Below are 19,240 nucleotides of genomic sequence, written 5' to 3' on the forward strand. Positions count from 1 at the left end.
TCAATCGACCGGTGCGCCGAACCGCCCATCAGACCACTGGAAGCGCAGCGCGGGCTCGCGACCGGAGACCGGGTTGGCGTAGTGGTAGCCGACAGGGCCGATCTCGGGGTATGGAGCGAAGGCCAGTCCGCGCAATGGTCCATCGGGGGCAGGACTGAAGGCCGCGATGGTGGCGTCGTCGGGCGCGAACTTGCGCGACAGCCCAGGGCTGACGCCCGCCCACCCGCCGGCCCATTCGGCGACCACGACGTAGTCGAGATCCATGCCGTGAATCCGCCAGATCCCATCCTCGATGATCGCCTGCTCCTCATAGAAGCCGGTCACGATGCTCGCCTCTGTCTCCCATCCGCTGTTGACCTGAAGCATCTTGAGACGGATCTGAACGCGGTCCCCGTCGGGCGACACGCTCATGTACGGCTGCGTCTTCTGGTGAATGGGGAGGAAATCGGGCCGGCGCTGCCGCCGGCCGTATCGAGCGATGAGGGAATCCCGGATGCGCTCGCGACCGATGTACGTGCCGACGAACGAGAGCTCCTTCCAGCCCTCACGGGCGAACAGGTCGGCCGATTCGTCCCAATGCGCCTCATCGAGGAAGTATCCGTACGCCGAGGCCAGGTTCTCGGCGGCATCGAAGGCACGGGCAACGACGAGCGCCCGCTTCGCCTGCTCGAGTCCGCCGTCGGAGGTCTGGCCCGGCACCGGGCGCGTGTCGAGCACCGGGTGGGGGAAGCGGACCGCCGGACCGGGGTGATGAGGATAGGCGGTCGAGTTCGGCGCCAGGCCGGGCAGGTCCCGGTCCCAGCCGATCGCGTGATCGGCCAGGAGTCGGGGCGAGAAGCGCAGCGACGCGAGGACCCATCGTTCGCCGACTCGGCGCAATCGCGCGTCGCTGATCCGCACCCCCCACTGTCCCGAGACGCCATGGCGGCCGAGGATCTGAAGTTCGATGCCGCGCAGCTCGGCGCTCGACCCGTCGGGAGCCAGCGTCACCACGGGCATCAACTGGTAATGGTCGAAGAGTTCGCCATGGCGGAGGCCGGCCGGCCCGAATTCCTCGAGACCCTCCCGGATCGCATGGCGACCCACCCATGCGTGATCCGTGTACTGGAGGACACCGTCCTCGGCGAAGAGGTCGGCGACGTCGTCCCAGAGCTTCCGGTCAAGATAGTGTCCGTAGGCGGCGATCACGTTGTGGATCAGGCTCTCGTCGACCGCCGACTGGGCACGTGCCGCGAGCGTCGATGGGTCCACGTCATCCTCCCCCCGGGCCGGGGGGTTCCGCACGACGGGCCGCCCGGCGTCGTCGGGGGTGAAGTGAAACGGCACGAGCGGCACGGCGTCCGAGACGTTCCGCCACCCATCGGCGTGCGACCCGGCGAACTGCGGATGGTAGTGCAGCTCCGCGATCTTCCAGACGCCGTCCTCGAGGACGTACTCGTTCTCGTGGATGCCGCCGGTCCACGAGGCGCGTCTGCCGAACCTGCCGGTCATCGCCAACTCGTGCCAACGACCACGGGCGCGGCCGTCGGCCGAGACGGTGATGACGGGTGAGAAGAACAACGGCACGTTGAGCCGGTCGGTGGGATAGGACGGCTGCCCGTGGCCCATGACGGAGACGAGGAGCGCGTGGATGGCCGTGCGCCCGGTCGCCTCCCGGGGCGGCAGCACGAGCCTGCCGCCCCGGGAGAACAGCTCGGCCATCGCGGTCAGGTCTCCGGCTTCCGCGTAGTGGGCCCACGCGTGCTGAAGTCTCTTGACCGCACGGACGGCCGCGGCATCCGCGACACCGGCCGCGACGGATCCGCGGTCGTCCGGCGCCACGATCAGCCGACCAGCGTCATCGTCGACCAGGGCATCCGCTCGGCGATGTCGCGCGGATCGTCCTGGCCATCCCACCGTCCCGTGTAGACCGTGGGGAAGGCCCCGTTGAACCAGGCGATCGGCGTGAAGAACATGAGGTCGCGTGCCCGCTGCTGGAGCACCCGGAACGCCTCACCGCGCTCTTCCTGGTCGACCGTCGTGAGCGCTTCCGCTGCCGCGGCCTCGATCTTCTCGTCGCAGACGTCGGAGGGGTTGTAGCCCGAGGTCAGCTTCGGCGCGCAGATGTAGCGAGTGGCGATACCGAGACTGGGATCCGGCCCGATGCTCGCCCGCGAGAAGGCGAGGTCGAAGTCGGAGGTCGAGTACAGCGCCTCGCTGTAAGCGGGGCCGGTGCTCGGCACGAGGGTCGACTCGATCCCGATCTCGTGCAGCATCGACTGCGCGAGTTCGACGGCGCCGACGACCTCGGTGAGGGTCTGGATGTAGACGATCTTGACCGTGAACCGGGTGCCGTCGGCGCCGCGCGGGAACCCGGCGTCGTCGAGCGCCTCCTCGATCGCATCGAGGTCTCGCGGGAAGTCCTCGTCGAAGTCGATGTCGGGGTCACGAGCCCAGTCGAGGGACTCGGGGAAGAACCCGGTCGCAGCCTCACCGACACCGGACATGCCGACCTCGACCAGCTCCTCGCGGTCGAGTGCGGCGAACACGGCCGCGCGAGCCTCAGGGGAGGCGAGTGCCGGGTTGCGGGCGTTGAAGGTCATCGTCACGACCTGCGGGTAGTCGCCGTGCTGAATCAGCTGCAGATCATCGGCGTCGGCAACGCGTCCCTGATGCGACGGCTCGATGATGGCCTGGTCGATCTCTCCGGCACTGAGCGCCTCCATGCGGCTGTTGGGGTCGGGGATGACCGTGTAGACCGCCTCCGCCACCCGCGGGACGGGACCCCAGTACTCGGTGTTCGCCGCGAGCGTGACCGATTCGCCCGGGCTGTACGTCTCGTACTTCATCGGGCCGGTGCCGACCGGCGCCTTGTTCGCGGGGTTGAGGAGGTAATCGGTGCCCTCGTAGAGGTGCCGCGGAAGCATGTACTGGGTCGCGACGGTCTCCAGCAGCGGGCCGTAGGCCTCCGCGAGCGTGAGCACGACCGTGTCCTCGTCGACTCCCTCGACCGACTCGATGTGCGACGCAAGCGCCGCCCCGTACGTCTGGAGTGGAACGATCTCCTCATAGTTGAAGACGACGTCCTCCGCGGTGAACGGCTCTCCGTCGTGCCACGTCACGCCGTCGCGCAGCTCGAACGTGAGTTCCAGGCCGTCTTCGCTGAGCTCCCAACTCTCCGCAAGGCCCGGGTTGAGTGACCCGTCCTCGGGCGAGAGGAAGATGAGCGGATCGAAGAGCTGCGCACTGAACAGGCTGGGCACCGTCCCGGCCGTCAGCTGCGCGTTCATGCCGACGGCCATCGGGTCACCGTTGAGGGCGCGCACCCAGACACCCTGGGGCTCGGTGCTATCGGATCCGGCATCCGGTTCACTGGCGGTGGTGGCGACGCATCCGCTGAGCGTAAGCGCCCCCGCGACGAACGCGGCGACGATCGCGCCACGTCGTACTTGGAATTTCGACATCGTTCTCCTGCTTCCTTGCCTGAGTGGGGGGTGGTGGTTCCGTGCTGGGTGACGGGGTCAGTCGATCGAGAAGATGCTGCGCGCGATGTGGCGCACGCCGCCGTTCGCCTGGATCGCGTCATCCCGTTCGTTCATGTAGTAGATGGCGCCGACCTGGCCGGGCTCGACCTCGAATGCGTTGGGGTAGCCGAGGTCCCAGCTGCCGCCGTCATCGCGGATGATGATCTCCGGACCCCAGGTCGCCCCGCCGTCGTCGCTGACCACGGCACGGATGCCGTAGGGCTTCTGCCGATAGCCGTAGACGACAACGAGCCGACCATCCGACAGGACGACGAGGCTCCCCGGGGCGCCGAAATCGTTGACCCGGGAGAGGAACTCCCACGTGAGCCCGCCGTCGTCGCTGGAGTGCACCTCGGTCCACATGACTCCCCGTGGGTCGCGCTGGCTGCGAAGCGTGCACAGGATGCGGCCGCTGGGCAGCAGCACTCCGCGCGGGTAGAACCACCGGTGGCCTCCGAAACGATAGGTGCTCGTCCAGTCGCCGTCGGCGGCGCCGAACGGGTCCTCCTTCGGCGTGATGAAGGAGAGGAAGTGGAACTCGGTGCCATCGTCGGTGCTGCCGTAGACCAGCGGTCGCCGGGTCCAGCCATCCTTGCTCACCGAGGTGAGGAAGAGGAGCGCCCGGCCGTCGGGCCGCACCAACGCCGAGTTGATCCCGAGGAGCGAGTCCAGACCGTCGAGCGGCAGCTCTGCGGCGGGCGACCAACTGCGGCCGGCGTCCTTCGACACGCGCACGTACGAGCGCCCCTCGGGCTTGCCGAAGTCGGTCGTGCTGTTGCCCAGCAGGGTGTTGCCGTCGAGGTAATCGATCGGTCCGAACTCCGAGAGATCGGCGGGCCGCCCGGTGTCGCTCGCTCGGATCGACGGGTAGACGTCGAACGCCGGCTCGCTCCAGGTGCGGCCCCGGTCGGTGGAGCGCACGGTGACGATGCGGGTGCCGCGCCCCTTCCGCTCGCCGAGCTGGTCGTGACTGACGTTCGCGGCATCGCCGTAGTCGGCATCCAAGGTCATGACGCACTGGACGAGCTCCCCCGAGCCGGTTTCCCAGAAGCCCATCGTGTAGGGCCAGGCGGTGAACTCGTCGTCGCGGCGATACACGACGTCATGCTCGATCTCGCGCGGCACACGGGGCTTGGCGAACTGCCGGATCATGGTCATGCCTCCGAGCGCGCGTTCGTGTAGACGCGCGCGGCGTTGTCGTGGAGGAACCTGCGTGCCTCTTCGTCGGTCAGGAATTCGGCTGCGGCGCGTGCCATCGCGGCCTTCTCGGTGTAATCCCAGAGCATGCTTTGACCGACATCAGAACCCCAGACGAGCCGGTCCGGACCGAATTCGTCGACCATGCGCCGAACCACGTGCGCCGCGCGCACGCCCTCGGCCTCGAACCGCTCCATGTTGATCTCGGTGATCTTGAAAAGCACGTTCGGTGTGTCCTGGAGGAGACCGATCGTGGAGTCGATCCCGAAGTGCGGTGCGCGAGGCAGCACGACCTCGCGACCGGCGGTCTTCGCGAGGCCCACTTCGTATTGCGTCATCCCGTAGGGCATCCCACCGTGATCGAGCAGGATGGGCAGGTCGGGGAATTCGCGGGCGATGATCTTGATGAGCGGCAGCATGTACGGCAGCTGATTCATGAAGAGGATCAACGTCATCGGGGTGCCGAGTTCGGCGCAGACGCGCCACACCTCCATCGCCTGCGCCGAACTCATCCATGCGGTGTCGAGGAACCAGGGCCGCAGACCCGCGAGGCGGAACCCCCTGACGCCCTGGTTGGCGACCATGTCGCGATACACATCCGGCGTGGCCGGGTCCTGTGCGTCGAGGATGACGACCGGGTGAAGACGGCCGGGGTACTTCTGGGCGGACGACAGGATGTAGCTGTTGTCGTAGCCGTACAGGTGCCCGCGCTGGACGAGGGCTGCCTCCGCGACACCCTGCTCGTCCATCATTCTGATGAGGTCCTCTGCCGTGACCCGGTAGTCGGGCTTCTTGGGTTCGGGGAGGTCTGGGCGCAGCGGCTTCGGCGGATAGGTCTCCCAATCGTCCGAGATGAGATGCGCGTGGGTGTCGAAGAGGGGCAAGGCCATGGCGTTCATGCTTTCGGTGGGCGGTTGGCGGATCGATTGGTGTCGGTCGGCGTGGGGCCGGCTTCGGGGCCGGCCCCACGCGCACGGAGCTGGAGCGATCAGTCGACGGGCGTCATCTCGAGCCAGGGCATCCGCGACGTCATCGGCGGCCGCTCGTTCTGGCCGTCCCAGCGCGTCGTGTTGACGGTGCCGTTGGCCCCGTAGTACCAGGCGAGCGTGCCGTAGAACATGAGCTCCTCGGCACGCTCCTGGAGGTCCTTGAGAGCTTCGCCGCGCACCTTCTGGTCGGTCGTCGCCAGTGCCGCGTCCGCCGCCTCGTCGATCTCCGCATCGCAGATGCCCGAGGGGTTCGATGCCGCGAGCTTGTTCGGGTTGCACACGTACCAGCGGGTGATACCGACGCTCGGGTCCGGCCCAAGGCTCGTTCGCAGGAACGCCATGTCGAAGTCACTGTTCGTGTAGGTCTGCTCATTGAAGATGGCCCCGGATGTCCCGAGGACCTCCGTTGCAATGCCCACCTCGGAGAGCATCGACTGCGCCAGTTCCACCGTGGCGCCCACCTCGGTGAGGGGGGTGATGTAGTTCAGTCGGAGGGTGAAGCGCGTCCCATCGGCACCGCGGGGGAAGCCGGCCTCATCGAGCGTCTTCTCGATGGACTTGATGTCGCGCGGGAAGCGCTTGTCGAAATCGACATCGGGGTTCACCGCCCAGTCGATCGAGTCCGGGAAGAATCCGTTCGCCGGTTCCGCAAGCCCGGAGAGGGCCGTATCGGCGATCTCCTGCCGATCCAGGGCCGAGAAGATCGCGGCCCGAACCTTTGCATCCTGCAGGTACGGGGACTGGGTGTTGAACATCGCGACCACGACCTGTCCGAAGAGGCCGCCGTCGAGCAACTCCGTGTTCGGGTCGTCGGTGACCCGCTCCTGCTCAGCCGGGTTGATCGCCGCCTGGTCGATCTCCCCTGCGAAGAGCGAGACGGCGCGGGTGTTCGCATCGGGCAGCGTCGTATAGACCAGTCGATCCACCTCGATGTCGCCGCCCCAGTAGTCGGGGTTCCTGACCATCGTGACCTGCTCACCCGACGAGTACGACTCGAACATGAAGGGGCCGGTGCCCACGGGCTCGTTGTTCGCCGGATTGGAGAGGTAGTCGGTCCCCTCGTAGATGTGCTTGGGAATCATGAACTGCATCGCGACCGCCTCGAGGAGGGGGCCGTACGGGGCACTCAAGCTCACCACGACGGTCGTATCGTCGGTGATCTCCGTCGATTCGATCCGCTCGGCGAGAGGGCCGCCGTAGACCTGGAGGGGCACGATCTCGTCGAAGTTGAATTTCACATCCTCCGCGGTGAACGGCTCACCGTCGTGCCAGGTGACTCCCTCGCGCAGCTCCAGCGTGAGCTCGAGGCCGTCGTCGCTCAGTTCCCAGCGCTCCGCGAGGCCTGGGGTCAGCTGGTAATCATCGGACAGCATCACGAGGGTGTCCATCATCTGGGCGCTCATGAGCTGGGAGATCGGCGCGCTCGAGAACTGCGCGTTCATCCCGAAGGTGACGGGATCGCCGCCGACGGCTTGGACGTAGATGCGTTCGACACCGTCGTCCGCCTTCTCAGTGGCGCCACCGCCGGTGTCACCCGTGCAGGCGGTGACCGCCAGCGCGCTTGCGAGGATGAGCGCGAGCGCCCCACCTCTCTTCCCTGTGTTCTTCATCTCGTTCTCTTGCCTCTCTGCCTGAGTTCGGTGATATCGGTGTTGGATGTGCGTCAGTGGGGCCGCCTGCGGAGCACCGGAGCAGCCGCGAGCAGGGTCTGGGTGTAGGGATGCTCCGGCGCGGAGAAGATCGTCTCCTTGCGCCCCTGCTCGACGATCTCGCCGGAGCGCATGACGTAGACGTAGTCGGCGACCTTCTGCACCAGCGGAAGGTCATGGGTGATGAAGACATAGCCCACGCCCAGGCGGTCCTTGAGATCGACCATGACCCGCAGTACACCGGCCTTGACCGAGGCGTCGAGTGCGGAGACGGCCTCATCGGCGACGATGATCTGCGGGTTGAGCGAGATCGCACGTGCGATCAGAACGCGTTGGCGCTGACCCCCGCTGAGTTCGTGCGGGTACCGGTCGAGAAAGGGCTGGGCGGGGGACATGCCGACCAGCTCGAGCACTTCGAGCACTTTGGCCCGCACGTCTGCGGATCTGCGGGCCATCCCGTGCAGCCGGATGACCTCACCGATCGTCCGCTCGACGCGCTTGCGGGGGTTCAGCGAACCCGCGGGATCCTGCAGCACCGCCTGGACGACCTGGCGGTAGCCCCGGTACTGCTCGCCGCGGAGCGTGCTGATACGCGTACCGTCGAGCTCCACCGTTCCGGTCGAGGGTGGAATGAGGTCGAGGAGGATGCGGGCGAGCGTCGACTTGCCGCTGCCCGACTCCCCGACGATCGCGATGAACTCGCCGGGGCGCGCGCGGAGCGTCGCATCCTTCACCGCATGAACGGCGCCGGAGGAGCGCCGCGATCGGAACGTCTTCGAGACGTTCTTGGCCTCAAGAAGCATGAGCGACCTCCGCATTGAGTTCGTGCCGCAGCGACGCCGGGATCGAGTACAGCTCGGTGTCGGGTTCGCTGATGCTGTGCACGCTGCGCAGCAGCGCCTGGGTGTAGCGGTGCTGGGGACTCTCCAGGACCTGCTCGGTCGTGCCCTCCTCGACGATCTGTCCCGCGTACATGACGTAGACGCGGTCGGTCATTCCCGCGACGACTGCGAGGTCGTGCGAAATGAGGATCATCGCCGTGCCGAGGTCGGCGACCGTCGTGTCGAGCGTGCGGAGGACGCGCTGCTGCACCGTGGCGTCGAGCGCCGTCGTGGGCTCGTCGGCGAGGATGAGGGCGGGACGCTTCGCGATGGCGATCGCGATGAGGACACGCTGCCGCATCCCACCGCTCAGTTCGTGGGGGAAGCTGTTCGCCACCTGCGCGACGTTCTCCAGCCCCGCCTTGTCGAGGAATTCGTGCACCGCAGCCAACTGCGCACGGTGGTCGCCGCTCACGCGGACCAGCGGGATCGATTCAGCGACCTGGCGACCGATCCGCATGACCGGGTTGAGGAAGGTGAGGGGGTCCTGGAAGATCATGCCGACGCGCTCGCGCCGGATCTCGTTCCACTGAGCCACCGGGGCCCCGATCATCTCGGTGCCGGCGAATCGGATGGACCCGTTCACCCGGACGAGCGGCGAGGTCGGCAGCAGTCCAGCGATCGCGCGTCCGGTGACGGACTTGCCCGATCCCGACTCCCCCACAATGCCGACCCGTTCACCGTCGTGAACGACGAGGTCGACATGTCGCACCGCCTCGATCTCACTGCGCCGCCCGGTCGGCAGGAACACGTTGAGGCCGGTGACCTCGAGGAGCGGACTCGTCGCAGTGCTGTTGGACGCGGTCACTTGACCCTCCCGACCGTCGGGTTGAAGGAGTCATTGAGTGCGTCGCCGAGCATGTTGATCGCGAGCACGACGAGGACGATGCAGGCGCCCGGCAATATCGCGAGCCACCAGCCGTCGCGCATGTACGATTGCGCGGAATTGAGCAGCGCTCCCCAACTGGGGCGGCTCGGGTCGCCGATTCCGAGGTACGAGAGCCCCGATTCGATCAGGATGGCACGGCCGACCGTCATCGTGGTGGCAACGAGCACCGGCGGCATCACATTCGGGATGACGTCGGACCAGATGATCCGCACGCCGCGAAAGCCCGCGGCCTTCGACGACTCGACGTAGCCGAGCTGCGAGACGCGCATCGCTTCGGCACGCACGATGCGGGCAACGCCCGGCCACATCGTGATGGCCAGAATGATGACGATGAAGAAGACGTTCGCGCCGAGGAGGGCCGCGATGACGAGGGCGAGGACGATGCCGGGCAGAACCTGGAAATACTCGGCGAGCTTCACCATGATCGCGTCCATGACGCCGCCGTAGTAGCCGGCGAGACCTCCCACGACGAGCCCGATCGTCATGCACAGGATCGCGACCGTGAAGCCGACGAGCAACGAGACCCGGCCGCCGTTGACCAGCCTCGCGAGGAAGTCGCGGCCCAGCTGGTCGGTTCCCAGAAGGTGCTCGGGCGAACCCGGAGGCAACAGCTTGGGGAAGCCCGCCGCGATCGGGTCGCCGACGAAGAGGGGCCCGAAGATGGAGAGCAGTACGAAGAACATGATGACGGGGATGAAGACCCGGGTCGACGGCTTCGTGAGGAAGACCCTCCACCCCGAGCGCTCGGTGGGACGGTCGCGCACCACCGCGGTGATCTGCTCGGTCGGGGTCGCGAGTCGTGTTTCCTCATCGAGCTGGGGGTTGGGAATCGACGTCTGGTCCGAGAGCGTCATGCTGCGACCTCCTTCTTCTTCGGTGAGAACCGCGCGCGCAATCGTGGATCGACGAGGCCGTAGACCACGTCGGTGAGGATGTTGACGATGAGGATGGTGACGGTCAGTACGATCACGATGCCGAGGACGACCATGTTGTTCTGCCGGTCGATCGAGTCGATGAACAGCAGTCCCATGCCGGGCCATCCGAACACGCGCTCGACCAGGGCGGAGCCGGCGAAGATGAAGCCGAGGCTGTAGCCCGAGATCGTCACCATGGGCAGAAGCGCGTTCGGGAGGGCGTGGCGCCACAACACCTGTGACGACGTGAGTCCCTTCGAACGAGCGGTGTCGATGAAGTCCTGCCCGAGGGATTCGATCATCGACGACCGCATGATGCGGGTCTTGTAGGCGAGTTCGGTCGACGCCATCGTGATGACCGGGAGGATCGCGTACCGCCAGTCGATGCCGCTCTGGCCGAACGGGGCACTCCCCTGTGTCGGGAGCCATCCCAGGGTGATCGAGAACAGCAGGATGAGCAGCATGCCGAACCAGAAGTTGGGCACCGAGAACAGGCCGACGGCGAGTCCGGAGATCCCACCATCAAGCCAACGCTTGCGAGTGCGAGCCGCGACGGAGCCGAGCAGGATGCCGCCCGTCGTCGAGATGAGGAACGCGGGAACCGCGAGAGCCAGCGTCTTGCCGGCTCGACTCATGATGATGTCGAGCACCGGCTCGTTGTTGGTGCCGACCGAGAGCCCGAGGTCGGCCGTGAGCACGTTGCCGACGTAGGTGAGGTATCGCTCGAACACCGGCCGGTCGAGCCCGTAGGCGACCGTGAGTCGTTCGCGGAGTTCGTCCGAGAGGGCGACGTCGCCGACCAAGGCCTGGATCGGATCGCCGGGAGCGATCTCCAACAGGAAGAAGAGCGTCGTGATGACGGCGATGAAGAGGATGAACGACGAGCCGAGCAAGCGGCCGTAATGCACCAGACGTGCCTTCATCGACGGACCCCCCGCTCCACGGGACCCTCGGCCACGCGCTGGGGGCGAACAGCCTGGGGCGCGATCGACGATCGCGGATCCGCGGTGCTCTCGGCCATCCGATTACCTCCTTGTGGTCGGAATGCGTGCTGCTGGTTCATAATACGGTCCATCATTCTTGTTTGTCCAGCCTCAACTGAAGTACGCATACAGCCCTCTCAAGGCGTGCACGCAAGGGAGGAACCGCAGGGTGCCCGCAGCAGGATCGCTCAGGCCGCAACCCTGGCACTGGCTCGTTGAATCACGATGCACCCACATGTTTCGCGATATGACCGCCGGCAGCCGATTGCGGTATCGCAGCGGTAGCCATTCGTTCTCGACGAAGACCGCCTTACGGCGCAGCCGGATCGACGTCAGGCGGTCATGCCGCCTTCCACGGGGAGCACGACGCCCGTCACGTGACTCGCCCGGTCGCTCAGCAGCCACGCGACAGCGTTCGCGACCTCCGCGCCAGTGCCGACCTTCCGGAGCGGCATCGCCGCAAGGCGCTTCGGGATGGCATCGGGATCGGCGGCGCGCATCTGGTCGAGCATCGCCGACTCAGTCGGTCCGGGTGCTACAGCGTTCACCCTGATGCCGAGCGGTCCATTGTCATGCGCCGCAGCGCGTGTGAGGCCGATCACCGCATGCTTCGACGCCTGATAGGCGCCGAGTCCGGTTGCGCCCTTGTACCCGCCGACGCTCGATGTGTTCACGATCGAGCCCGACCCCTGTGCGCGCATGACTCGCAGCTGCTCGCGCAGGCACAGCCACACGCCTTTGACGTTGACGGCCATCAGTCGGTCGAAGTCCTCCTCGCCGACCTCGTGCAGGAGGCCGACCTGACTGAGTCCGGCATTGTTGAAGGCCGCGTCGAGTCGGCCGAAACGCGCGACCGTGTCATCCACCATTCGCGCGGTGTCGGCCGCGATGGTCACATCGGCGCGGACGAAATCGGCCTCGTGACCGGCATCCGTCAGATCGGTGGCCAACCTCTCGAGTGGTTCCTCCGACCGAGCGGCGAGCATGAGTCGGGCGCCCTCCTGCGCGAAGACTCGAGCGGCTTCGACACCGATCCCCGCGCTCGCGCCGACCAGCAGCAGCGTCTTCCCGTCGAGTAGTCCCATGGTCATTCGGCTCCTTCGGTCGGTGCGGATGCTCCTGGGGCTCCGCGCGCGTCTTACGTCGTAGCACCTTCAGGTTGTCTCGCATAGCCCACAGTTCGCCCTGCGGAAACTGCAGCCGTCGCGGCGCTGGCGAGCAGGGTGGCGTCGTTGCTCATCATCGTGAATGTGAAGCCCGCATCGACGGCCGCCTGCACGGACGTGACCGTGGCGCCGCCGGCGTTGCCGATCGGAACACCGGAGGCGACGGTATCGCGGACGGCACGGGCGATGATCCCGGTCACGTGGGGATCATCCTCCGACGTGCCTTCACCCGTCGACAGATCAGCGGCACCGATGAGAAGGGCGTCGACTCCCTGGACGCGGGCGATCGCGCCTGCGTTGCGAGCGGCTTCAGCAGACTCGATCTGCGGTATGAACACGACTTCGTCGTTGCCGTAGCGGAAGTACTCCTCGCGCGGCAGCCCGCCCCACGCGCCGGCTCGGCTCGTGCTCCCGACACCGCGCGTCCCGTGGGGTGGGAAGCGGGCGAGTTTCGCGGCCTCACGTGCCTGCGCGACGTCGTCGACGTGGGGCAGCATGATGCCCTCTGCGCCGGCGTCGAGAACCCTCTGGACGATGCCACCGTCAAGGCCGGGAACGCGCACGATCGGCGATACTCCGGTGAGCAACGCGACGCCGATGTGCCGGTAGGCGGACTCCAGGCTCATCGCGGAATGCTCGAGATCGATGACCGCGAAGTCAAACCCGGCGAGCGCGACGATCTCCATGCTCTCGACAGCCGGCAGCTTCACCCATGTACCGAGCGCCGGGCCATCCGACTTCCGCAGGGCAGCGCGGAAGAGACTGTGGCGGAGCGGCAGTGTGGACACCGCTAGTTCCCCTCGGGGATGCCCGACCCGGGCTTCGCCGGATAGTCGGCCGCGTTGAGCACCCATCCGGATGTCGAGAAATCGACGCGTGGAGGGGAGAAGATGTCGATGAGCTGCTGGTGGTCACCGACCCCCTGGGTGGTGTGGATCGTCGGCGGTGGGATGATGCAGATCGAGGGCGTCGCGATGCGCCGACTCTCGTCGGGCCGCCACTGCGAGGAGTCCGGCCCCCACGGGTACCGGATGTGGTGCACGAAGTCGCCTTGCACCGCGAGGGACACCTGCTCGAAGTCGTCATGATGGTGCGGCGAGAGCTTGTGCCGGTCTCGCGGCCCCGGCTCTTCGGCGAGGAAGTTCACCATGACGTTCGTGGTACGGAAGATGCGGCCAAACCGCCCCTCGCTGATCGGGGCGTCCGCCAGGCGGTAGACCCGCAGGCGGAATCCGCCGACCGGATCGGGCCACTCGCCCAGCGGAGCCGCACGCGCGTCGGGTTCGGCATAGGCGTGGACGTTCAGCACACTGCCGCGGAGGTCGTCGGCGATGACCGAGAAGACTCGGATGACGACGCCGCTCTCGAGAACCTCGACGCTCGAGTCACCCGGCGGGATGACGACGAACGCCTCCTCGTCGACCACGGCCACCGAGCCGTCTGTGGAGATCCGCACCGGCGCGCTGCCGGAATACTGCAGCAGGGCATACTCGTCGGGCTGACCGACGCGCATCAAAACGTCACCTGCCTTCGCCGACGTGTAGGAGATGACGAGAGTCGCGCTGCGGGCATTCCACGTGCGACTCCCGCGTTCGGTGACTTCCGTGGGCTCGTGCGAGAGGAACTCGATCCACTGGGCCGGCTTGATCGGCGTCGAAGGGTCGACGGGATTCACGGGCGCAGCCACTGCCAATCGGGAGCGGATGTCGTCTGCGGCGTATTGGGTGCTCATCGAATGGCTCCTCGGTAGACGGTCAGAGGGTGACACCGGCCAGGCCCTTGAGGCCGAGCATCCGGCGTGCATCATCGGGGGTGGCGATCTCGCGACCGAGATCCTCGACGACGCCGCGGATCTTCTCCACCTGCTGGGCGTTCGACTCGGCGAGGCGCCCCTTTCCTATCCACAGGCTGTCCTCGAGCCCGACCCGCACGTGGCCCCCGAGCCAGGCGGAGTGGGTGGCGAACTGCATCTGATCGCGGCCTGCGGCGAACGCCGAGAACTGGTAGTCATCCCCGAAGAGCTTGTCGGCGATCGTCACCATGTGGGTGAGGTTCGCGTGGTCCGCGCCGATGCCGCCGAGGATGCCGAAGACCCCTTGGATCATGAACGGCGGTGCGGCAAGGCCTTTGTCGGCGAAGTAGGCGAGCGTATACAGGTGACCGATGTCGTAGCACTCGAATTCGAACCGTGTGCCGCCTCCTTCACCCAATTCGCGCAGGACGTACTCGATCTTGTCGAAGGAGTTGATGAACGGATGCGAGTAGGTGCCCTGTACATAGGGCTTCTCCCACTCGTATCGCCATTTCGTCACCTTGTCTGCGATGCCGGAGTAGACGAAATTCATCGAGCCCATGTTCAGGCTCGCGAGTTCCGGGCTGAACCGAACGGCGCCGGCCAGGCGCTCCTCGATCGTCATCTGCGATGAGCCGCCGGTGCTCATGTTGATGACGACGTCGGTCTCGGCGAGGATCGCCGGGATGATCTCCTCGAACACCGAGGCCTCGAAAGCGGGGCGGCCGTCGGGGTGCCGAGCGTGGAGGTGAATGATCGCCGAACCCGCCGCGGCCGCCTCGAGCGACGCGGTGACGACCTCCTCGGCCGACAGTGGCAGGTACTCGCTCTGCGATGGGACGTTGACGCTGCCGGTCACCGCCGTGGAGATGATCACCCGATCTGCACGCCTCACGGCTCAGGCCGCCCGCGGGGTTTCTTCGAGTCCCAGGAGATACGCCGTGTTGTGGCAGATCATCTGGCGGATGTCCTTCTCTTTCACCCCGTGGTCCAGCAGCTGCTGGATCACGTAGATATACCCGTCGACCGGATACGGGTTGTCTCGCTGGCCGAGATCGGAGTCGATGACCGTTCGTTCCGGCCCGATCTTCTCGATCCAGTCGACGAGGCGGCTGATCGGCCACCCGGGGGCTGCGACACCGGGGTGGTACATCGACATCTCATGTTCGACGTAGGCGCCATAGGAGAGGAGCTCCTCGACGTCGCCATCCGAGGCGCCGATGATGAAATCGGGGTGGTGGACGAGGAGTCGCTGAACGCCGGACTTCTTCGCGGTGGCGAAGAACGCCTTCTGCGAGACGACGTCCAGATGTCCGCCGGTCAGCATGATGCCCGCGTCGGCGACGAGCTGAGTCACACGAACGCTCTCGGCCGATACCTCTCCAGAAGCGTCGAAGATCGACTCCTCCCGCTCTTCGAGATCGTCTGAGAGGGTGGGGAATCCGTCGTCGTGGCTGTGCGCTTCGATGTGCCGTGCCGCCGACACGGTCGGACCCCACACGGCGCGGCCACCCATCTGGATGGCCACCGCGACAGCCGAAGGGTTGACTCCGCCGACCTCGGAATTGAGGGCCACACCCCCGTAGACCGGCGTCGGCGCGTCCTTCAACAGATCACCCATCGCCAGGAGATCCATGACCGTGTTGTGGTGATGGGACTTGATGAGAAGCGCGCGGAGATTGATCGAAGCCGCGTCATATGACGCCTCCACGTGATTCAACTTGCGTGGGAACGGGCTCGGACCCGAGTGCACGTGCAGGTCGACGGCTCCGTCGACAACTGCGAGAAGCGCGGGCGACGGCGTGGGGCGGGTGCCGGGGGCGTTCATCCGACTGCCCTTCTGTCCGGATTGTGACTCATGAGGTTCATATTACGGATCCACGATTGTCTTGTCCACCGAGCCGATTCCCCTACATGGCACCGATTTCCGGGCAGCCACGGGGAAGAGCGGTGGATTGACGAGTCGGATGCATCGCACCTAGTGTTCGTATTATGAATCTTCTGGTTGCATATCGCTCAATCACCGGTCACTCGACCATGCCCAGGTGAGCGATGCGCAATGAACGCTTGTCCGAAGAAAGCCGCCATGACGCCGAGATCACCACGCTCGCCGAGACCGAGAAGGGCTCGATCCAATCCATCGATCGGGCGGCTGCAGTGCTGGGCATCCTCGACGAGCACACGCGCGCCCTGACCACGGGCGCCGTCGCCGAGCGGCTCGGACTCAATCGGACGACGGCCCATCGCTACCTTCAAGCGCTGCAGAGTTCGGGTTTCCTCGACGCCGCGTACGGGCTGGGTCCGATCTTCGAGCAACTGTCGGCCGTCATCTCAGGACGTCAACAGATTCTCGACTTCGCCCCCGAGATCATGCGGTACCTCTCGGACCAGACGGGGCTCACCTCTGTGCTGAGCTTCCTGGGGCGTACGGGCGCCACCGTCACGCTCGTCGAGGAGGCGAGCGCCGGGACGATCATCTTGACGGTTCGCCTCGGTACTGTGCTCGAACTGCGCGCCGCGCAGTCCCGCGTCCTTCTCGCCTTCCAGTCCGACCCGACCGTCGTCCAGCGCATGCATGCGGCGCTCTCCGTGGCGGAGATGAGCGCGGAGGCGAGGGAGCTCGAGCAGGTACGACGCGAGCGGGTCGCGTGGGCAGACCTCGGGCGCATGGGACTCGCCTCCGTCGCCGTGCCCGTGTTCGGTCCCCACGACATCCAGGCCGCGATGGCGCTCCTCGGGACGAGTGAGTCGCTTTCTCCCGACGAACGGTCGGCGACGACCTTGACGCAGCTTGCCGACGCCGCGGAGCAGCTGAGCAGCCTACTGGCGACCTAGCGGGAGCGGGGTTCCGGCTGCTCACAGCGGCCGTCCCCGCCTCGCTCACCCCGCCGTCATCGCGACGACCACCGGCGGGGGTTGGCCTCACTCATAAGTCGACTGACCCGTCACAGGACCCACACCCGAGGTCAGCTCGGCTGGGCGGCAGGCTGCACCGAGATCGAGGGCTCCCACTCGGGTTCGCCGATGGGGTCGTCGTCGGTCTCGAGCTCCTCGACGGGTTCGGGTGCCGGCTGGGGCAGGCCGCCGAGGCGGTCGACCTGTTCGGTGAGTGCGTCGAGGACCGAGCGCAACTGGATCTGGGCCACTTGGGCGTACGTGCGCACGTACTCGATCTCGGGGACGGCTGGACCCTGGTGCGAGGCAAGCGTCGCGGTTGCCTGACCGGCGCTGTTCTCGGCGCGCTCCAGGATCTCGCGGTATTGGTTCCGAGCGGTGAGCACCAGATCGCGGGCGTATCGCTCGGCGTCAGCGACCGCCTTGTCGGCGATCTGCTGCGCCTGGGTGAGCAACCCGACCGCTCCGGCGGTGATCTCCTCCTCATCGGCGGGGATCCCCGACTCGCGGAGCTTGGTGTTCTCGGCCCGCAGTGCAGCGAGCTCCTGCTCGGCGCCGGCCACCGCCTCCCGGACCTGGGCGATCGACTGAGAGAGTTCTCCCATGAACCTGTCGACTTCGAGTCGGTCGTAGGCGCCGCCCCTCATCTTCATGGTGAACGACACGGGCTGGGCGACCGGCAGGCTGCCCACTGCGTCGGCCAGGGCATTCTCGGGCCGCGTGCCTGGCGTTGGGGCAAGGCCGTCGGGGTCGGTCCCGTTCTGCGTCATGCGTGGTCCCCCTATGCGCTCTGCGGCAGCCGAGCGGGCTGCGGGTTGTGGGTGTGGTGATGCACGGCGTGGCTCTCTTCGTCGAGGGTAGCGAACTGCTCGATCCGGACGTCGTCGTGCGGGATGCCGGCTTCACGGAGCCGCGAAACCGTGTGCCGCACCATTTCGGGCGATCCGCACACCAGGGCGAGGAGTCCGCGCAGCGGGCCGCTGTCGGCGGCGATGTCGCCGACCAGGCCCTTGCGGCCGGGGTAGCTGGGGTCGTCGGAGACGACTGGCGTGTAGCTGAACCATGGCCTGCCCGCGAGGTTCCTCAACAACCGGTTCTCGTAGAGGTTCCACGGCAACCGCGCTCCGTGGAACAGGTGGACCTGAGGGGCCCATCCGGTGGACTTCCAGTCCTGGTCGATCCGCTCCAGGTGCGCTCGCAGCGGCGCCAGCCCGGTTCCACCGGCGACCATGATCAGGTCGCGCTCGCGCTCGGCGCCCTCCAGTGTCAGCTCCTGGCCCACTGGGGCCCCGAGGCGCACCGTTTCGCCGACCTCGAGGGAGCGCACGATCGTGCTGCTGACCTGGCCACCCGGCACCATCTGCACGTGGAATTCGAGCGTTCCGTCGCGTCGGGGCGCGTTGGCCGGGCTGAGATAGCGCCACAGCCGTGGCCGGGAGGCGATCTCGACGGCAACCGACTGGCCCGGCACGAAGGCCAGCTCACTCTCGGGACGGACTTGGATCACCGCGAGGTCGAGGCCCCGCCGCTCCACCGAGACGACGTGGCCCGACCAGTATGCCGGACTGGTCTGTTCCGATGCTTCGGCGGCTTGGACCATGACGGTGGCGATCACGCCGTAGGCCTCGGCCCAGTCGTCCGCGACGTCTTCCGTCCATCGCTCACCCAGGAAGTGCCTCAAGGTCGCGAGCAGGGATGCACCGACGGCGTTGTAATGCGAGGCGATGACATCGAAGCGCCGGTGGTCGCGGCCGAGCTGCTGGATGAACCCAGTCACTTCGTCGAGCTGATCCACCCGCGAGACGATTCGGCCGAGAGCGCCGACGAGCTTGTCTCGCTGCGTTGCCATCGAGACCGGGAACATGCTCCGCAGTTCGGGGTGGGACAGGAACAGGTGCGAGTAGAAGAACAGCGGCACCTCGTCCCCGAGGCCTTCGGCCAGTGCCCACGTCTCCTTCAGTGCGGCAGTGTCCACCGCGTTACGCGCCCGCCGGGTGGGCCTCGACGATGTCGGGTTCGGTGCCGCCGATCGCCGCCACCACCCGGTCGATGATGGCGGGCTCGACGCCGGCTTCCGTCAGCGACGTCACCAGGTGGGCGGCCACCGAGGCGAAATCCTCGGGCGAGATGCGCATGCCGGCATGCGCTGCACGCAGGTCGCGCCCGTCGTAGCCGACCGGTCCGCCCATGACCTGCGACACCAGCGCCACCTGGTGACGCTTGAGCCGAACCATCTCGATGCCGTCGAAGTACCCGCGGAGCCCGTCGTCGCCGAGCACGAGCTGGTAGAACCGGTCGACGACTGCGGCGATCGCGGGTGCGCCGCCTACCGCGGCGTAGTCACTGGGAGCTTCGAGGTCGGCCTGATTCGTCACGTTCATC

The 19,240-nt window shown here is 66.7% G+C and carries 18 protein-coding genes; 1 reads left to right on the forward strand and 17 read right to left on the reverse strand.

Annotated elements, in window-relative coordinates:
* The 14 genes from AB0K73_RS02750 to AB0K73_RS02815 form a co-directional block, all read right to left on the reverse strand.
* Complete coding sequence (locus AB0K73_RS02750) at positions 1 to 1,821, reverse strand: nuclear transport factor 2 family protein (RefSeq protein ID WP_360510722.1); 1,821 nt, start codon at positions 1,819 to 1,821, stop codon at positions 1 to 3.
* A 2-nt stretch (positions 1,822 to 1,823) separates the two neighbouring features.
* The gene (locus AB0K73_RS02755) at positions 1,824 to 3,443 is read right to left on the reverse strand and encodes an ABC transporter substrate-binding protein (protein ID WP_360510721.1); all 1,620 of its coding nucleotides are present in this window, start codon (positions 3,441 to 3,443) and stop codon (positions 1,824 to 1,826) included.
* 57 nt (positions 3,444 to 3,500) lie between these two features.
* Entirely contained in the window at positions 3,501 to 4,655 is a 1,155-nt protein-coding gene (locus tag AB0K73_RS02760) for a sialidase family protein (RefSeq protein WP_360510720.1), read from the reverse strand.
* A gap of 2 nt (positions 4,656 to 4,657) precedes the next feature.
* Positions 4,658 to 5,590: an amidohydrolase family protein gene (locus tag AB0K73_RS02765; RefSeq protein WP_360510719.1), complete on the reverse strand. Its 933-nt coding sequence runs from the start codon at positions 5,588 to 5,590 to the stop codon at positions 4,658 to 4,660.
* A 98-nt stretch (positions 5,591 to 5,688) separates the two neighbouring features.
* Positions 5,689 to 7,299: an ABC transporter substrate-binding protein gene (locus tag AB0K73_RS02770; protein ID WP_360510718.1), complete on the reverse strand. Its 1,611-nt coding sequence runs from the start codon at positions 7,297 to 7,299 to the stop codon at positions 5,689 to 5,691.
* 53 nt (positions 7,300 to 7,352) lie between these two features.
* Entirely contained in the window at positions 7,353 to 8,141 is a 789-nt protein-coding gene (locus tag AB0K73_RS02775) for an ATP-binding cassette domain-containing protein (RefSeq protein ID WP_360510717.1), read from the reverse strand.
* The gene (locus AB0K73_RS02780; RefSeq protein ID WP_360510716.1) at positions 8,131 to 9,027 is read right to left on the reverse strand and encodes an ABC transporter ATP-binding protein; all 897 of its coding nucleotides are present in this window, start codon (positions 9,025 to 9,027) and stop codon (positions 8,131 to 8,133) included. Before AB0K73_RS02780 ends, AB0K73_RS02775 begins: the two co-directional genes overlap by 11 nt.
* Complete coding sequence (locus AB0K73_RS02785) at positions 9,024 to 9,962, reverse strand: ABC transporter permease (RefSeq protein ID WP_360510715.1); 939 nt, start codon at positions 9,960 to 9,962, stop codon at positions 9,024 to 9,026. Before AB0K73_RS02785 ends, AB0K73_RS02780 begins: the two co-directional genes overlap by 4 nt.
* Positions 9,959 to 10,945, reverse strand: coding sequence for an ABC transporter permease (locus tag AB0K73_RS02790; RefSeq protein WP_360510714.1), 987 nt, complete (start codon positions 10,943 to 10,945; stop codon positions 9,959 to 9,961). The genes AB0K73_RS02785 and AB0K73_RS02790 overlap by 4 nt, the downstream gene beginning before the upstream one ends.
* Positions 10,946 to 11,337: 392 nt before the next feature.
* Positions 11,338 to 12,096, reverse strand: coding sequence for an SDR family NAD(P)-dependent oxidoreductase (locus tag AB0K73_RS02795; protein WP_360510713.1), 759 nt, complete (start codon positions 12,094 to 12,096; stop codon positions 11,338 to 11,340).
* A gap of 47 nt (positions 12,097 to 12,143) precedes the next feature.
* Positions 12,144 to 12,959: an aldolase/citrate lyase family protein gene (locus AB0K73_RS02800; RefSeq protein WP_360510712.1), complete on the reverse strand. Its 816-nt coding sequence runs from the start codon at positions 12,957 to 12,959 to the stop codon at positions 12,144 to 12,146.
* Between the two features lie 2 nt (positions 12,960 to 12,961).
* The gene (locus AB0K73_RS02805; protein ID WP_360510711.1) at positions 12,962 to 13,903 is read right to left on the reverse strand and encodes a hypothetical protein; all 942 of its coding nucleotides are present in this window, start codon (positions 13,901 to 13,903) and stop codon (positions 12,962 to 12,964) included.
* Positions 13,904 to 13,925: 22 nt separating this feature from the next.
* Positions 13,926 to 14,840, reverse strand: a complete 915-nt coding sequence (locus tag AB0K73_RS02810; protein ID WP_360510710.1) for a 3-keto-5-aminohexanoate cleavage protein — start codon at positions 14,838 to 14,840, stop codon at positions 13,926 to 13,928.
* A 21-nt stretch (positions 14,841 to 14,861) separates the two neighbouring features.
* A complete protein-coding gene (locus tag AB0K73_RS02815; protein WP_360510709.1) occupies positions 14,862 to 15,791 on the reverse strand; it encodes a DUF6282 family protein in 930 nt (309 codons plus the stop codon).
* Positions 15,792 to 16,030: 239 nt separating this feature from the next.
* On the opposite strand from AB0K73_RS02815, the gene AB0K73_RS02820 reads away from it, so the two are divergent.
* The gene (locus AB0K73_RS02820; protein WP_360510708.1) at positions 16,031 to 16,798 is read left to right on the forward strand and encodes a helix-turn-helix domain-containing protein; all 768 of its coding nucleotides are present in this window, start codon (positions 16,031 to 16,033) and stop codon (positions 16,796 to 16,798) included.
* A gap of 131 nt (positions 16,799 to 16,929) precedes the next feature.
* Here the strand turns inward: AB0K73_RS02820 and AB0K73_RS02825 are convergent, their stop codons facing one another.
* From AB0K73_RS02825 to AB0K73_RS02835, 3 genes are read right to left on the reverse strand one after another with little or no spacing between them, the layout of a single operon-like run.
* Positions 16,930 to 17,628, reverse strand: a complete 699-nt coding sequence (locus tag AB0K73_RS02825) for a hypothetical protein (RefSeq protein ID WP_360510707.1) — start codon at positions 17,626 to 17,628, stop codon at positions 16,930 to 16,932.
* 11 nt (positions 17,629 to 17,639) lie between these two features.
* Positions 17,640 to 18,833, reverse strand: a complete 1,194-nt coding sequence (locus AB0K73_RS02830; RefSeq protein WP_364774806.1) for a globin domain-containing protein — start codon at positions 18,831 to 18,833, stop codon at positions 17,640 to 17,642.
* 4 nt (positions 18,834 to 18,837) lie between these two features.
* The gene (locus AB0K73_RS02835; RefSeq protein ID WP_360510706.1) at positions 18,838 to 19,233 is read right to left on the reverse strand and encodes a group 1 truncated hemoglobin; all 396 of its coding nucleotides are present in this window, start codon (positions 19,231 to 19,233) and stop codon (positions 18,838 to 18,840) included.
* Positions 19,234 to 19,240 lie beyond the last annotated feature (7 nt).

The sequence above is a fragment of the Agromyces sp. NPDC052230 genome (assembly GCF_040679595.1).
Lineage (GTDB): Bacteria > Actinomycetota > Actinomycetes > Actinomycetales > Microbacteriaceae > Agromyces.

Bases quoted from the DNA above. Each gene is read 5' to 3' on its own strand.
- AB0K73_RS02755 (WP_360510721.1), bottom strand. From the start codon at position 3,443: ATGTCGAAATTCCAAGTACGACGTGGCGCGATCGTCGCCGCGTTCGTC.
- AB0K73_RS02760 (WP_360510720.1), bottom strand. From the start codon at position 4,655: ATGATCCGGCAGTTCGCCAAGCCCCGTGTGCCGCGCGAGATCGAGCAT.
- AB0K73_RS02765 (WP_360510719.1), bottom strand. From the start codon at position 5,590: ATGGCCTTGCCCCTCTTCGACACCCACGCGCATCTCATCTCGGACGAT.
- AB0K73_RS02770 (WP_360510718.1), bottom strand. From the start codon at position 7,299: ATGAAGAACACAGGGAAGAGAGGTGGGGCGCTCGCGCTCATCCTCGCA.
- AB0K73_RS02775 (WP_360510717.1), bottom strand. From the start codon at position 8,141: ATGCTTCTTGAGGCCAAGAACGTCTCGAAGACGTTCCGATCGCGGCGC.
- AB0K73_RS02785 (WP_360510715.1), bottom strand. From the start codon at position 9,962: ATGACGCTCTCGGACCAGACGTCGATTCCCAACCCCCAGCTCGATGAG.
- AB0K73_RS02790 (WP_360510714.1), bottom strand. From the start codon at position 10,945: ATGAAGGCACGTCTGGTGCATTACGGCCGCTTGCTCGGCTCGTCGTTC.
- AB0K73_RS02795 (WP_360510713.1), bottom strand. From the start codon at position 12,096: ATGACCATGGGACTACTCGACGGGAAGACGCTGCTGCTGGTCGGCGCG.
- AB0K73_RS02805 (WP_360510711.1), bottom strand. From the start codon at position 13,903: ATGAGCACCCAATACGCCGCAGACGACATCCGCTCCCGATTGGCAGTG.
- AB0K73_RS02815 (WP_360510709.1), bottom strand. From the start codon at position 15,791: ATGAACGCCCCCGGCACCCGCCCCACGCCGTCGCCCGCGCTTCTCGCA.
- AB0K73_RS02825 (WP_360510707.1), bottom strand. From the start codon at position 17,628: ATGACGCAGAACGGGACCGACCCCGACGGCCTTGCCCCAACGCCAGGC.